A 13,971-nucleotide genomic window follows, 5' to 3' on the forward strand; every position below is an offset into this window, starting at 1 on the left:
AGGGGTGCTGTCAGCATGAGCTCGTTCGCTCAGGAGTCGTTGGTCGCCGCGGCCGGCGTCGACCCGTGGAAGCTGCGGGACCAGTTCGCCACCGGTGATCCGGAGGAGATCTACGCCATGGCGCGCGGGTTCAACGCGGCCGCGGCGCAGCAGGGCGACGCCGTCACGCTGGCCACCAAGGGCCTCGAAACGGCCGGCGACGGGTACAAGGTGAACAACGCGACGCCGATCGACGTCGACGCGCAGGTGAGCCAGGTCAGCCGGTCGCTGGGCAACAACGGCGAGAAGCTCGGGAAGATCGCGAAGCTGCTGTCGGAGACCGCCAGCGACCTCGCCCAGCGTACCGCGACGGCGAACGCGCAGGTCACGCAGCTGGTCGGGGACGTCAACGGGATCATCGCGGAGTGGAACGCGCTGGCCAAGAAGCACTCCTACGACCCGGACTTCCACCAGCAGTACGAGACGACCAAGGCGAAGTACGTCGCGCGGGCGGTGCAGAAGGTCCAGGACTACTCGGGCCCGCTGAGCACGTCCATCACCGAGTACGAGCAGTTCCTCGCCGACCACATCAAGGCGATGGCCGACCTCGGGTACCTGCCGCCGACCGAGCTCGACGAGGGGCCGGGCGGCATCGTCGTGCCGGACCCGACCCAGGCGGCCTACGGGACGCTGGCCGCGACGAAGACCGCCGACCAGCAGCTGGCGCTGGCCATGTTCCGGACGAACACCGAGTACCTGGACCTGCTCAACGCCAAGCAGCAGGCCGGCGGGCAGCTCACCGAGGCGGAGAAGAACTGGCTCAAGCAGTACTACGAGCAGCTGACCCCGCACTTCGGCGAGATCAAGGACTGGGCCGACAAGCAGCTGCAGCTGAAGCCGGGCCAGAAACCGCCGCAGGACCATCCCCTCGTGCAGCTGGTCGACCGGATCGGCGACGGGTTCCTCGCGCTGTCGCAGAGCGTGCCGTACGAGGAACTGCCGAAGCCGGCGCAGGACATCCTGGCCAGCAACCTCGGCGTCACCGACCCGGCCGACCAGACCGGCATGTTCCGCACGCCGGGCGAGCGGCACCTCGCCGAGCCGTGGCCGCCGCAGACCGACCCGAACCTGGTCAAGGCGGCGGGGTTCGTCGGGCTGCTCAACGACTACTCCAGCGATGCCGCGGCGCCCGGTGACGGGCTGGCGACGCACCTGAAGGACGCGTCGCTGCGCTGGAAGCACCAGCTCAACGTCATGTACGCCAACTACCAGGCGGACTACCCGATCGCGAAGGGCTACGGACTCGACCACGGGCCGCAGCTGACCGAGGCCGAGTGGAACCGGCTCATGCCGGACGAGCTGGCCTCCGACGCGCTCGGCGTCGTGGCCCGCAACCGGGACTTCACCAACCACTGGATCACCGACAACGCGGCCGAGCGCCGGCAGGTCATGGGCATGAACTGGCAGTCCGGCCAGGGCGCGGCCGACGTCATCCTCGCGGCCACCATGCGCGGGCACGGGCTCACCGACGAGCAGGCCGCCCGGGCCGGCCTGGCGATCGTGCAGGACGCCGCCACCGACTACAACGGCCTCGCCGGCATGGCCAACAGCAAGGTCAAGGGCGCGATCGCCGACGTCGGCATCTTCTACCTCGACTCGTTCGCGCGCCACGACAATGCCACGCCCGGCACCGAGGGGTACATCACGATCACGCTGCCGGACGGGTCGCAGGTCTCCGGCTTCTCGATGGACGCCGAGACCCGCGGCAACTTCCTGAAGTTCGTGGCGGCCGGCGACAAGGACATCTACGAGCATTTCCGCGAGGCGACGCTGGTCCGGGGCACCCAGTACCTGGAGATGGCGCTGGAGCACGGGCATGCCGACCCGAGCGACCCGGCGTACGCGAAGGCCCTGGACAACGCGATCCGGCTCACGGCCGCCACCGACGGCGCGGCCGCCGGCGTCCTGCTCGACGCGGTGAAGGAGGGCGCCGGGGACAAGGAGATCACGAAGCTGCGGGAGGACCTCGCGTACGCCCAGGCGATGTCCGACTACAACGTCAAGAAGGGCAACATCGACACCGTCAACCGGCTCCTCGGCGTGGCCGGGATGATCGAGATGTCGGTCGACGCCGGCGTGGGGTACCAGGTCGGCTCGACCGCATTCGGCCTCATCACCGGCGCCGTCCTCGAACCGCCGACGCCCCCGAGCCAGGACGAGTACATCAGCGGCCTGCTGGGCTACGTGCAGGACCTGGCGGGCGCGCAGACGGCCGAGGCGGCGGCCCAGTCGCGCGGCCTGAGCAACGTGCTCACCATGACCATCCAGGCCCATCAGTACGCCGGGCAGCCGATCATGTACACGGACGAACACGGCAACCGGGTGCAGGTGACGACGAACGACGCGGGCCAGTACCCCGAGGAGGTCAAGCGGCCGCTGCTGAACCAGCTCGGGGTGTACGAAACCGAACTCATCCACGACTCCATCAACGCCATGGTCGGCAGCCCGGACTCGCATCCGGATCAGCACGGCGGCGGGTACGACACGCAGTTCAGCCAGTACGCGGCCGGCACCGGACCGGAGCAGCTCGGCTCCCTCGGCGACGCGGGCGGCAACTGGTCGAACACCGACGACCAGTACCGCATCTACTACGGCGACGAGGTCCGCTGGCGCTACATCGAGCCGACGAACACCGAGTGGGGATACGTCACGAGCGACGTACCGGACGACAAGGGCCCCACCCGCACCGCCGACCCGAAGGTACCGAAGGCCGGCTGAGCTCCCCGGCACGCAACCGGATCGGCGGAAATTCCTTGATCGGCGGCCATCCGATGGGCCCGCAGGTTCGAATTCTCCGTATGGCTGCAGCAGTGAGTGGGCGACATGGGTGAGCCGGAACCGGGGCGTCGGCACCTGTCGCCGGTCCCGGAACCCGTACCCCGCGCGACCGAGGACGACCTCCTCGTAGCGGTCGGCCGGGGCGACGAGGCCGCGTTCGGACGGCTGTACGACCGGGTCGCGGCCCGGGTGTACGGCCTGATCCGGCGGGTGCTGCGGGACCCGGCGCAGGCCGAGGAGGTGACCCAGGAGGCGCTGGTCGAGGTGTGGCGCTCGGCGGCGCGGTTCGACCCGTCCCGCGGCACGGCCGCCGGCTGGATGCTCACCATCGCCCACCGCAAGGCGGTCGACCGGGTCCGGTCCGAGCAGGCCGGCGCCGAGCGGCTGGCGAAGGCCGGGGCCGCGGCGGTGGAGACCCCGTTCGACGAGGTCGCGGAGGCGGCCGGGCGCCGGCTCGAGCAGCAGCAGGTGCGCCGGTGCCTGGACGGGCTCACGGAGCTGCAGGGCGAGGCGATCCGGCTCGCCTACTACGAGGGACGCTCATATCCGGAGGTGGCCGAACTGCTGCGGATCGGGCTCCCGGCGGTCAAGACCCGCATGCGCGACGCACTGATCCGGCTGCGCGACTGCCTGGGCGTGGAGGTGGCCTGATGCACGACGACATCCACAGCCTCGTCGGCGCGTACGCGCTCGACGCGGTCGACGACCTGGAACGCGCCGCGTTCGAGCGGCACCTCGCCGGCTGCGAGGCGTGCGCGGCCGACGCCGCCGAGTTCCGGGCCACGGCCGCGCACCTGGCCGACGGCGCCTGGTCGGCGCCGCCGCGCGGGCTGCGCACCGCGGTGCTCGATCGGGCGGCGCGGACCCGCCAGGACGGGCCGCCGATACGTGCTCGGGCCGCCCGGACCGGGCCGCGCTGGCGTACGGTCGCCGCGGCGGCAGCGGCCGCGGTCGCGCTGGCGGCCGGGGCGAGCGTCGTGACGTACGAGATGAGCGCTTCGTCTTCGGCGGTTGAACTGGTGCTCAGCGCTCCGGACGCGACGGTGCGGCAGGCGGCGCTGCCCGGCGGCGGCACCGTCACCCTGGTCAGTTCCGCCGGCCGGGACCAGGGGGTCGTGTACGTCACGGCCGCCCCCGCGATCGACGCGACGCGCGCCTACGAACTGTGGCTCACCGACGGCGCGACGGCCCGCCCGGCCGGGACCCTGGCCGCCGGGGCCAACGCGGGCCAGACGGTCGTGCGCGGCGTACGCGGGCAGGCGGCGCTGGCGCTGACCGAGGAGCGGGCCGGCGGCGTCGCGACCCCGCAGGGCACGATGCTGGCCAAGATTCCCCTCACATAGCACCCATCCGCGCGCGGTCCGGCTCCGAATCCCGGTCATGGCAGTGGACGGCGGAGCGGAGGAAGGGGTCGTCGCCGGCCGGTACCGGCTCCTGCGGGTGGTCGGCCGGGGTGGCATGGGCCGGGTCTGGCAGGCGCGCGACGAGGTCCTCGACCGCGAGGTGGCGGTCAAGGAGATCCTGCCGATCGCCGGGGTGGCGCCCGGGCGGACCGACATCTGGGAACGCACGATCCGCGAGGCGCGCACGGCCGCACGACTGCGGCATCCGAGCCTGGTCCGGGTGTACGACGTGCATTTCGCCGACGGGCGGCCGTGGATCGTCATGGAGTACGTCGAGGGCCGTTCCCTGCACGCGACCGTGCGCGACGACGGGGCCCTGCCGGTGGCGGCCGCGGCGAAGGTCGGCTTGGCCCTGCTCGACGGGCTCGCCGCCGCGCACGCCGCAGGGGTGCTGCACCGCGACGTCACGCCGCGAAACGTGCTGCTCACACCCGACGGGCAGGCGTTGCTGGGCGACTTCGGGGTGGCGGTGTTCGCCGAGGAGAGCTTCCGCACGAACGCGACGCGGGAGGACGTGCTGCTCGCCTCCCCCGCCTATGTCGCGCCCGAGCGGGTGACGGCCGGCGAGTCGAGCCCGGCCACGGACCTGTGGTCGCTCGGTGCCACGCTGTACCTGGCCGTCGAGGGCCGGCCGCCCTACACCCGCCCGACGCCGGTCGAGCAGCTGACCGCGCTGATGCGCGAGCCACCCGACGTGATGCTGCGGGCCGGGCCGCTCGAACCGGTCGTCCTCGGGCTGCTGGGCCGGGAACCGGGCGAGCGGCTGACCGCCGCGAAGGCCCGCCCGCTGCTCGAGGCCGCGCTGCGAGACCCGCCGGGCGACCCGCAGTGGCACCCGCCGCGGCAGCGCACCGCGCCCGACGACGGAGGTCGCACGGTGGCCTGGAAGCCCGCGGGCCTGCCGGTGCTGAACGGGCGGCGCAAGCTGCTCGTGGCCGGAGCGACCGCGGTAATCCTGGGCGCGGGCGGCGTGGGTGCGTGGGCCGCCGCTCGCCCGGCGGACCGCGGCGCCGCCGGCCCCGCGGCCGCACCCTCGGTTTCGGCGTCCGCGGCGCGACCCGTCCTCCCCGCGCCACTGCAATGCTCGGGAACCCTCGATGCCGGACCCGGCCGGGCGGCCGGCGGACTGCCGGAGGGCTGGCGGCGCTACGACTTCGACAAGTTCAGCACGCCGGCGCCGGGGACCTTCGCCGGCGCCGCCGACGGCGATGTCGTGTGCTTCCTCGACCCGGACGGGCGGCAGGGGTTCACCGTCGATGCCACCCCGCCGCCGGACGCCGATCGGGTGGCGTACTGGACCGAGCAGGAACGGCAGCTGCTGGCCGGACCTTCGGCGCCCGTGGGCTACCGGCGCATCGCCATCAGCGTCGCGCTCTACCAGCACGGTGCGGCGGACTGGGAGTACACGTTCGACGAGAACGGCACCCGCTGGCACACCCTGCGCCGCAATTTCGGCACCGCGGCCGGCCCCGGCTTCGTCGTGTCCTGGACCGCGCCCGACGCCGGTTGGGATGCCGCCCTCGCGGGTCTGCACACCGTGTTCGACGGCTTCGAGCAGCGCTGATTCGCCCGTTCGGAAATTGCCACCCATCCGAACGGGGGACAGCCCCGAATCACTCCTGTCACAACCCCGTACGAACGGAGACCCCCTCATGAACCTCAAACGAGCCGCCATCGCGGTCCTGCCCGTCGCGGCGATCGCGCTGACCGTGCCGCTCGTGGCACCGGGGCCCGCGTTCGCGGCCGAGGCCGTCTCGGTGGATCTGCAGGAGATGGGCAGCACCGGCGCCAAGGGCACCGCGACGCTCACCGCGATGGACAACGGCGACCTGAAGATCGCCATCAAGTCGACCGGGATGACCCCCAACTCCCCGCACGCCCAGCACCTGCACGGCTCCGCCGCCGGCATGGACTTCCACTGCCCGACCATGAAGGACGACAAGAACGGCAACGGGTACATCAGCGTCGAAGAGGGGCTGCCGATGTACGGCGACATCTTCGTCTCGCTGACCACCTCCGGCGACACCACCAAGGCCAGCGGGCTCGCGGTCGACCGGTTCCCGACCGCCGACGCGCAGGGCAACCTGGCCTACGAGCGCACGATCCCGGCCGCACAGCTGCCGGCCGGCACCATCGCGCACCTGAAGGACCTGCACATCGTCCAGCACGGCATCGATGCGAACAAGAACGGGAAGTACGACCTGGAGGCGCTGGGCGAGTCGACGTTCGCCAAGTCCCTCGGCGTGCCGAACATCCCCGAGGAGGCAACGGACGTGGCGACCTGCGGCATGGTGTCCGGTGCGGCCGCGGGCTCGGTCCCGGCGGGCGGCGTCAACACCGGCGACGGTTCCTCGCTGCAGCGCGGCCCGGACCCGGCGCTGATCTACTCGGTGGGCGGCGCCGCGGTGTTCGGCACCCTCGGGCTGGCCTTCTACCGCCGCCGCAAGGGCGCGCGGGCATGACCCGTCGGGTCGTGGTCCTCTCGGTGTCTGCGGCCCTTCTGGTGGCGGGGTGTTCTGCCCCGCCACCGGCGGCCGGCCCGGAGGCGAGCCGGCCGCCGGCGGCGAGCCCGTCGGCGGCGGCGCCCGGGGCCGGCCACCCGGGCGAGCTGACCTCCGGACCGCTCATGGAGTCCTCGCCGCCGCAGAACGTCAGCATCCCCAAGCTCGGCGTGACCAGCAGCCTGGTCGACCTCGCCACGCAGCCCGACGGCACCATGCAGGTGCCCGACGACGCGAGCACCGTGGGCTGGTTCACCGGCGCCCCCACCCCGGGCGCGCTGGGCCCGGCCGTGCTCGCCGGCCACGTCGACTGGAAGGGCACCAAGGGCGCCTTCTACCGTCTGGCCGACCTCGCCCCCGGCGACGAGGTCAGCGTGACCCGCCTCGACGGCAGCCGCGCGGTCTTCGCCGTGACCAAGGTCGGCCGGTACCCGAAGAACGCGTTCCCGACCGACGCCGTCTACGGCCCGGTCGACCACGCCGCCCTGCGCCTGATCACCTGCGGCGGCGAGTTCGACGCCGCCACCGGGCACTACCGCGACAACATCGTCGCGTTCGCCGACCTCAAACAGGCCCAGCCCGGCCCCGGACCGCAACCCTCCTGGCCGTCGGCGGCCGCCTCCGGCTGAGGCGTCACAGCGGTGCCGCGACGAACGCCGCGACGAACGCCGCGACGAGGCGGTTCCAGGTGCGCCAGCGCCGCAGCATCGTGTGGTCGTCGCCGCGGACCAGCTCGAAGCGGCCGCCGTGCCCGGCCGCGAACCGGGCCGACGCGGCCGGGTCGGTGATGCGGTCGCGGTCGCCGTGCGCGATCAGCAGCGGGCGGTCCGGTCTCGTCGGCAGGCCGTGGTCGGGCGGCTCGATCCACGGGGCCAGGGCGCAGATCCCGGCCACGCCCGGGTCGGTGGCCACGTGCAGCGCGACCCGGCCGCCCATCGAGTGCCCGACCAGGAGCACCGGCACGCCGGGATGCTCGCGGGCGGCCCGGTCCAGCGCCCACCGGGTGTCGGCCACCGGGTGCCGTTCGGGCTCGTTCCAGCCCCGGTACCGGTACCGCAGCCGCCACACCGCCACCCCCGGCCGAGCGGCGGCCCATCCGAACGGCAGCATGCGCAGGTACGCGACGCCGCGGGGCGCGGCCGCGAGGCTGTCCGCGCCGCCGCCGTGCAACAGCAGCACCACGGCGCGGGGCGCGGCGGGACCGTGGGTGACCAGATGGGGCCGATTCGCCATGTCCGCGATTCGTGACCGGCCGCGACCCGGACGGGTGAGAAGTGGATCACACCAATCCGGCGGCCGTGCGGGACCGAATCACCGGTATGAGATCCGTAGCCGTGATCGGGGCGGGCGTGGCCGGCCTCACCGCCGCGTACGTGCTGCGCGACGCCTACGACGTCACGCTGTTCGAGGCCGAACCGCGCCTCGGCGGGCACGCGCACACCCACGACGTGGCCGACGGGCCGGCGACGCTCGCCGTCGACTCCGGGTTCATCGTGCACAACCGGCGCACCTATCCGCGGCTGCTGCGGCTGTTCGACGAGCTGGGGGTGCCGACGCAGGAGACCGAGATGAGCATGTCGGTGCGCTGTCTCGGGTGCGGGCTGCAGTACGCCGGGGCAAGGGGCGCCCGCGGCCTGTTCGCGCAGCCGCCCCGGCCGGCCTATCTGGCCACCCTGGCCCAGGTCCCGCTGTTCCACCGCCGGGCCCGGGCGCTGCTGGCCGGCGAGGACAACCCGACGCTCGGGGAGTTTCTGCGCCGCGGGCGATACTCCGCGCATTTCGTGCGCCACTTCGCCGTGCCGCTGGTGTCGGCCGTCTGGTCCTGCGGGACCGGCACGGTGTTCGAGTACCCGGCCCGGTACCTGTTCACGTTCCTGGCCAACCACGGCATGCTGTCCGTCACCGGCTCCCCCACCTGGCGTACCGTCACCGGCGGCTCCCGCACCTACGTCGAGCTGCTGGCCAAGGAGCTGCGCACCGTCCGCACCGGCGTGCCGGTCCGGGCCGTGCACCGCGGGCCGGACGGCGTGCGGGTCCGCGACGACGCCGATGCCGAGCAGCGCTTCGACGCGGTCGTGCTGGCCACCCACGCCGACGACGCGCTGCGGGTGCTGGCCGATCCGACCCCGCACGAGCGGGCCGTGCTCGGCGCGTTCACCTACAGCGTCAACGACACCGTGCTGCACACCGACGCCACGGTCCTGCCCGACCGGCCGGGCGCCCAGGCGAGCTGGAACTACCTGCTGCCCGGCTGCGACCCGGCCGACGGGCCCGCCCGGGTCACCTACGACATGAACCGCCTGCAACGGCTCGAGGCGCGGCGACGGTACCTCGTGACGCTCAACGGTGACCGCGTGCCGGGCGAGGCCGTGGTCGCGCGGATGCGGTACACCCATCCGATCTACACCCCGGCAGCGATCGCCGCGCAGCGCCGCCTGCCCGAGCTGCACGACGGGACCACCGCGTTCGCGGGGGCGTATCACGGCTGGGGCTTCCACGAGGACGGCTGCCGCTCCGGCGTGCAGGCCGCCGAGTCGCTCGGGGTGACCTGGTGAGCGGGGCCGCGCTCTACGAGTGCACGCTGCGGCACACCCGCACCGCGCCGGTCCGGCACGCCTTCGCGTATCGCACGTACCAGTGGCTGGTCGACCTCGACGACCGCCCCGACCGGCGGTTCCGGGCCCGCGACCACTTCGGCGACCCGGCCGCCACCATCCGGTCCAACGTGGAGCGCTTCCTGGCCCACCGCGGCATCGTCGCCGACGGCCGGATCCTCATGCTCGCCAACGCCCGCGCGCTCGGGCACGTGTTCAACCCGCTCACCGTGTACTGGTGCCACGACCGCGCCGGCCGCCTGGCCGCCGTCATCGCGGAGGTGCACAACACCTACGGCGAACGGCACTGCTACCTGCTGCACACCGATCCCGACGGGCGGGCCGAGACCGGCAAGGCGTTCTACGTCTCGCCGTTCTTCGGCACCGGCGGCCGGTACCGGATGCGCCTGCCCGAGCCGGCCGACCGCCTCGCGCTGGCCATCACCCTCGACCGCGACGGCGGCCCGGTCTTCACCGCGACCCTGCGCGGCGTCCGGCGCCCGGCCGTGCGGCGGCACCCGTTCACCGCGCTGGCCGTCAGCGCACGAATCCGGCTCCAGGGCATCCGGCTGCTGCTGCGCGGCCTGCCGGTGCTCCAGCGCCCCCGGCACCACCTCCAGGAGGACGTCCGATGACCTCGACCGTGTCTCGCCCGGCGATCGACCCGGCCCGCTGGCCGGACGTGGCCGCCGTACCGGACGCGCGGCTGCGCGCCCGCATCGCCGCGGCGCTGCTGCACCGGATCGTCGCCCGGCTCCCGCTGCGCGTGCGCTACCCGGACGGCACCACGCTCGGCACCGCCGGCCCGGCGCTCGTCCTGCACCGGCCGGACGCGTTCCGGCGGCGGGTCGGCGCCGCCGGCCTCATCGGGCTCGGCGAGTCCTATCAGGCCGGCGACTGGGACGCCGACGACCTCACCGGCCTGTTCGCGGTCCTCGCCACCCACGTCGGCACGATCGTCCCGCGGCCGCTGCAGGTGCTGCGCCACGTGCACGGCGCCCGGACGCCGCGGGCGACGCTGAACACCGCCGAGGGCTCCCGGCGCAACATCCACCACCACTACGACCTGTCGAACGAGCTCTTCGCGCTGTTCCTCGACGAGACCATGAGCTACTCCGCAGCCCTCTTCGACGCGGACCCGGCCGCCGCCACCTGGGCGTGCCTGCCGGCCGCGCAGGACCGCAAGATCGACCGGCTGCTCGACGCGACCCGGGTCGGCACCGGCACCCGGCTGCTGGAGATCGGCACCGGCTGGGGCGAGCTGGCGATCCGGGCCGCCCGGCGGGGCGCGACCGTCCACAGTGTCACCCTGTCCGTCGAGCAGCGCGACCTCGCGCTGCGCCGGGCGCGGGCCGCCGGCGTCGCCGACCGGGTCGACGTGCGGCTGTGCGACTACCGGGAGATCGCGCCGCTGGCCGGCGGCTACGACGCGGTGCTCAGCGTCGAGATGGTCGAGGCGGTCGGCGAGCGGTTCTGGCCCGACTACGCGGCCACCGTCGAGCGGCACCTGGCGCCCGGCGGGCGGGCCGGCATCCAACTGATCACCATGGCGCACGAGCGGATGCGGGCGACGCGCTCGACGTACACCTGGATCCATAAATATGTCTTCCCGGGCGGGCTCATCCCGTCGGTCCGCGCGATGCGGGAGGCGTTCGCCGCCCGCGGCCTCGGCGTCGCCGACGACCTCGCCTTCGGCCGGCACTACGAGGCCACCCTGCGCCTGTGGCGAGAACGGTTCACCGCCCGCGCCGGCGAGCTGTCCGCGCTCGGCTTCGACGACACCTTCCGCCGCACCTGGGACTTCTACCTGGCGTACTGCGAGGCCGGGTTCCGCACCGGCTACCTCGACGTCCACCACCTCATCCTCGAAAGGGGCTCCCGATGACGGTCGCCGAACGCCTCGGCTCCCTGGTCAGCGACGTCGCCGGCGGCGCGCTCCCGGTGCGGCTGCGCGCCTGGGACGGCAGCGAGACCGGCCCGGCCGGCGGGCCGACCCTGGTCGTCCGGGACCGCACCGCCCTGCGCCGGATGCTGTGGCACCCCAACGAGCTGGGGCTGGCCCAGGCGTACATCACCGGCGAGATCGACGTCGACGGTGACCTCGCCGACGGGCTGCGCCAGGTGTGGCGGCACGCCCGCACCACCGGCCTGGCCGGTCGGGGCGTCAAGGTCGGGGCGGGCGACCGGCTCCGGGCCCTGCGCACCGCCGTCCGGCTCGGCGTCCTCGGGCCCCGCCCCAAGGCCCCCGAGGCGCAGGCCAAGCTCGGCGGCCGGCTCCACACGAAGGCGCGCGACCGGGCCGCGATCAGCTATCACTACGACCTGTCCAACGAGTTCTACGCGCTGCTGCTCGACGAGAACATGGCGTACTCGTGCGCCTACTGGACCTCCGACGCCCCCGGCTACGACCTGGCCGCCGCCCAGCGCGACAAGCTCGACCTCATCTGCCGCAAACTCGGCCTGCGCCCCGGCATGCGGATGCTCGACGTCGGCTGCGGGTGGGGCTCGCTCACCGTCCACGCCGCCCGGCACTACGGCGTCGACGTCACCGGCGTCACCCTCTCGGCGCAGCAGCGCGACTATGCGGCGGCCCGCATCGCCGCGCTCGGCCTCGGCGACCGCGCCCGGGTCCGGCTGCAGGACTACCGCGACGTCGCCGACGGCCCGTACGACGCCGTGGCCACCGTGGAGATGGGCGAGCACGTCGGCGACGAGCAGTACCCGGCCTTCGCCGCCGCGCTGCACGGGCTGCTCGCCCCGCAGGGCCGGCTCCTGGTGCAGCAGATGTCCCGCGGCCGCCGGGCGCCCGGCGGCGGCGCGTTCATCGAGGCCTATGTCGCCCCGGACATGCACATGCGGCCGGTCGGCGATACGGTGTCCCTGCTCGAGTCGGCCGGCCTCGAGATCCGCGACGTGCACGCGCTGCGGGAGCACTACGTGCGCACCGTCGCCGCCTGGCTGGAGACCCTCGAACGGCGCTGGGACGAGGTCGTCGACCTGGTCGGCGAGCCGGTCGCCCGGGTCTGGCGGCTGTACCTGGTCGGCGGGGCACTCACCTTCGAGGAGGGCCGGATGGGCGTCGACCAGATCCTCGCCGTCCGCCCCGGCCCGGCCGGCGCGAGCGGCGTGGCCCCGCTCGGCGAGGCGTGGCGGTGAACCCGCTCGCCTTCCTCGCCGCGACACTGGGCGCCGCGCTCGCCGTCGTCCTGGTCTTCTTCGCCATCGGCACCGCCACCGACCGGCACCGGGTGGTCGACGTGGCCTGGGGCACCGGGTTCGCCGCGGTCGCCGCCACCGGGCTGCTCCTGTCGCACGGCCGCGGCGCCGACGGCACCCGCTGGCTCGTCACGGCCCTCACCGTCGCCTGGGGCGTGCGCCTGGCCGTCCACATCGGACGCCGCAGCCGCGGTGCCCCCGAGGACCCGCGCTACGACGAGTTGCTGGCAAAGGCGAAGGGCAGCCGGATGTGGTACGCCCTGAGGTCGATCTACCTCCTGCAGGGCCTGACGCTCTGGTTCGTGTCGCTGCCGGTCCAGGCCGCCCAGTACTACGGCCGCGGCCTGACCGCCTGGGCCGCGATCGGCACCGCGCTGTGGCTGGTCGGCTTCACCTTCGAGACCGTCGGCGACCGGCAGCTGGACCGGTTCCGGGCCGCCCCGGCCAACCGTGGCCGCGTGCTGGACACCGGGCTGTGGCGCTACAGCCGCCACCCCAACTACTTCGGCGACGCCTGCGTCTGGTGGGGCCTCTACGCCCTGGCCGCCCCTGCCTGGCCCGGCCCGCTCACCGTGCTCTCGCCGCTGCTCATGACCTGGCTGCTGGCCGCGAAGACCGGCAAGCCGCTGCTCGAACGCCATCTCACCGAGCGCCGGCCGGGGTACGCCGCGTACGTGGCCCGCACCAGCGGCTTCGTCCCCTGGCCGCCCCGGCGGAAGGTGTAGCTCCCTCGGGGGATCGTCATGGAACCGTCATGCGGCTGCGGGCGGATCGTCGTACGCGCGACACATAGTTGCATGATGCACATGGTTGTACGGACGCAAGTATGACGGCACTGGTCAGCCGGGACGGGACGGACTTCAGCCTCGTCTGCGACGCCTGCGGGGCGATCGTGGGGAATCTGGCCCGCTCGACCGGCGGCTGGGACGTGGCCTGGAGGCTGTTCGGCCTCGACGGCTGGACGGGCAGCGAGCTGGCGATCGGGCCGCACGCCTGTGGCCGGTGCGGGCCGCCGACCTCGCTGAGCGGGATCGTCGCGCGGTCGTTGGACGCACCGTCCGTACAGCCGGCCGGTCGTGGATCGTCGCGCCTCGTCGTGCAACTGCTGGCCGATGTCCGTGCGGTCTACCTGCGCGGCGAGCTGCTGTGCGCGGACGACGCCCGGCTCTGGGACCTGCTCAGCGGGGACCCCGGGCCGTGCCGGCACCTCATGGTCGACGTCAGCCGGATGCGCCGGCTCTCCTCCGCCACCGTCGACGTCCTCGTCCGGGCGGCGGGACGCGCGGCGCAACGGGGCGGCCGGACGTGTCTCGTCGGTCCGCCGGAGGCGGTGTCCGCGGCGCTGCGGCTGTTGTGCCTGCACGACGTCCTGCCGGCGCACGCCGACCAGGTCAGCGCGCTGGAGTGGCTGCGCGCCGCGCAGCCCGTGGCCTGCTGAGC

Annotated in this window: 13 protein-coding genes; 12 read left to right on the forward strand and 1 reads right to left on the reverse strand. The window is 73.7% G+C overall.

Annotation, left to right across the window (positions count from 1 at the left end):
- Positions 1–15: 15 nt before the first annotated feature.
- The 6 genes from ACQP00_RS29515 to ACQP00_RS29540 all read left to right on the forward strand — a co-directional run bounded on the left by ACQP00_RS29515 (position 16) and on the right by ACQP00_RS29540 (position 7,350).
- Positions 16–2,757, forward strand: a complete 2,742-nt coding sequence (locus ACQP00_RS29515) for a hypothetical protein (RefSeq protein WP_433200852.1) — start codon at positions 16–18, stop codon at positions 2,755–2,757.
- A 105-nt stretch (positions 2,758–2,862) separates the two neighbouring features.
- Positions 2,863–3,468: an ECF RNA polymerase sigma factor SigK gene (sigK, locus tag ACQP00_RS29520; RefSeq protein ID WP_433200855.1), complete on the forward strand. Its 606-nt coding sequence runs from the start codon at positions 2,863–2,865 to the stop codon at positions 3,466–3,468.
- Positions 3,468–4,160 (forward strand): anti-sigma factor domain-containing protein, encoded by a 693-nt coding sequence (locus ACQP00_RS29525; RefSeq protein ID WP_433200858.1) that lies wholly within the window; start codon positions 3,468–3,470, stop codon positions 4,158–4,160. The genes sigK and ACQP00_RS29525 overlap by 1 nt, the downstream gene beginning before the upstream one ends.
- Before the next feature lie 37 nt (positions 4,161–4,197).
- Positions 4,198–5,784, forward strand: coding sequence for a serine/threonine-protein kinase (locus tag ACQP00_RS29530; RefSeq protein ID WP_433200861.1), 1,587 nt, complete (start codon positions 4,198–4,200; stop codon positions 5,782–5,784).
- A gap of 88 nt (positions 5,785–5,872) precedes the next feature.
- Complete coding sequence (locus ACQP00_RS29535; protein ID WP_433200864.1) at positions 5,873–6,682, forward strand: hypothetical protein; 810 nt, start codon at positions 5,873–5,875, stop codon at positions 6,680–6,682.
- On the forward strand, positions 6,679–7,350 hold the full coding sequence (locus ACQP00_RS29540; RefSeq protein WP_433200867.1) for a class F sortase: 672 nt from the start codon (positions 6,679–6,681) through the stop codon (positions 7,348–7,350). The genes ACQP00_RS29535 and ACQP00_RS29540 overlap by 4 nt, the downstream gene beginning before the upstream one ends.
- Positions 7,351–7,354: 4 nt before the next feature.
- Here the strand turns inward: ACQP00_RS29540 and ACQP00_RS29545 are convergent, their stop codons facing one another.
- Positions 7,355–7,954, reverse strand: a complete 600-nt coding sequence (locus tag ACQP00_RS29545) for an alpha/beta hydrolase (RefSeq protein WP_433200870.1) — start codon at positions 7,952–7,954, stop codon at positions 7,355–7,357.
- An 86-nt stretch (positions 7,955–8,040) separates the two neighbouring features.
- On the opposite strand from ACQP00_RS29545, the gene ACQP00_RS29550 reads away from it, so the two are divergent.
- The 6 genes from ACQP00_RS29550 to ACQP00_RS29575 all read left to right on the forward strand — a co-directional run bounded on the left by ACQP00_RS29550 (position 8,041) and on the right by ACQP00_RS29575 (position 13,969).
- The gene (locus tag ACQP00_RS29550) at positions 8,041–9,276 is read left to right on the forward strand and encodes an NAD(P)/FAD-dependent oxidoreductase (RefSeq protein WP_433200873.1); all 1,236 of its coding nucleotides are present in this window, start codon (positions 8,041–8,043) and stop codon (positions 9,274–9,276) included.
- On the forward strand, positions 9,273–9,950 hold the full coding sequence (locus ACQP00_RS29555; RefSeq protein WP_433200876.1) for a DUF1365 domain-containing protein: 678 nt from the start codon (positions 9,273–9,275) through the stop codon (positions 9,948–9,950). The genes ACQP00_RS29550 and ACQP00_RS29555 overlap by 4 nt, the downstream gene beginning before the upstream one ends.
- Positions 9,947–11,200 carry a class I SAM-dependent methyltransferase gene (locus ACQP00_RS29560; protein ID WP_433200879.1) on the forward strand — a complete coding sequence of 418 codons (1,254 nt, stop codon included), beginning with the start codon at positions 9,947–9,949 and terminating at the stop codon, positions 11,198–11,200. The genes ACQP00_RS29555 and ACQP00_RS29560 overlap by 4 nt, the downstream gene beginning before the upstream one ends.
- A complete protein-coding gene (locus ACQP00_RS29565; RefSeq protein ID WP_433200882.1) occupies positions 11,197–12,471 on the forward strand; it encodes a class I SAM-dependent methyltransferase in 1,275 nt (424 codons plus the stop codon). Before ACQP00_RS29560 ends, ACQP00_RS29565 begins: the two co-directional genes overlap by 4 nt.
- The gene (locus tag ACQP00_RS29570; protein WP_433200885.1) at positions 12,468–13,256 is read left to right on the forward strand and encodes a DUF1295 domain-containing protein; all 789 of its coding nucleotides are present in this window, start codon (positions 12,468–12,470) and stop codon (positions 13,254–13,256) included. The genes ACQP00_RS29565 and ACQP00_RS29570 overlap by 4 nt, the downstream gene beginning before the upstream one ends.
- A 101-nt stretch (positions 13,257–13,357) precedes the next feature.
- Positions 13,358–13,969, forward strand: coding sequence for an STAS domain-containing protein (locus ACQP00_RS29575; RefSeq protein WP_433200888.1), 612 nt, complete (start codon positions 13,358–13,360; stop codon positions 13,967–13,969).
- Positions 13,970–13,971 lie beyond the last annotated feature (2 nt).

Origin of the sequence: Dactylosporangium sp. CS-047395, from assembly GCF_050942185.1 — a bacterium.
Lineage (GTDB): Bacteria > Actinomycetota > Actinomycetes > Mycobacteriales > Micromonosporaceae > Dactylosporangium.

Bases quoted from the DNA above. Each gene is read 5' to 3' on its own strand.
- ACQP00_RS29515 (WP_433200852.1), top strand. From the start codon at position 16: ATGAGCTCGTTCGCTCAGGAGTCGTTGGTCGCCGCGGCCGGCGTCGAC.
- sigK (WP_433200855.1), top strand. From the start codon at position 2,863: ATGGGTGAGCCGGAACCGGGGCGTCGGCACCTGTCGCCGGTCCCGGAA.
- ACQP00_RS29525 (WP_433200858.1), top strand. From the start codon at position 3,468: ATGCACGACGACATCCACAGCCTCGTCGGCGCGTACGCGCTCGACGCG.
- ACQP00_RS29530 (WP_433200861.1), top strand. From the start codon at position 4,198: ATGGCAGTGGACGGCGGAGCGGAGGAAGGGGTCGTCGCCGGCCGGTAC.
- ACQP00_RS29535 (WP_433200864.1), top strand. From the start codon at position 5,873: ATGAACCTCAAACGAGCCGCCATCGCGGTCCTGCCCGTCGCGGCGATC.
- ACQP00_RS29540 (WP_433200867.1), top strand. From the start codon at position 6,679: ATGACCCGTCGGGTCGTGGTCCTCTCGGTGTCTGCGGCCCTTCTGGTG.
- ACQP00_RS29545 (WP_433200870.1), bottom strand. From the start codon at position 7,954: ATGGCGAATCGGCCCCATCTGGTCACCCACGGTCCCGCCGCGCCCCGC.
- ACQP00_RS29550 (WP_433200873.1), top strand. From the start codon at position 8,041: ATGAGATCCGTAGCCGTGATCGGGGCGGGCGTGGCCGGCCTCACCGCC.
- ACQP00_RS29560 (WP_433200879.1), top strand. From the start codon at position 9,947: ATGACCTCGACCGTGTCTCGCCCGGCGATCGACCCGGCCCGCTGGCCG.
- ACQP00_RS29565 (WP_433200882.1), top strand. From the start codon at position 11,197: ATGACGGTCGCCGAACGCCTCGGCTCCCTGGTCAGCGACGTCGCCGGC.
- ACQP00_RS29575 (WP_433200888.1), top strand. From the start codon at position 13,358: ATGACGGCACTGGTCAGCCGGGACGGGACGGACTTCAGCCTCGTCTGC.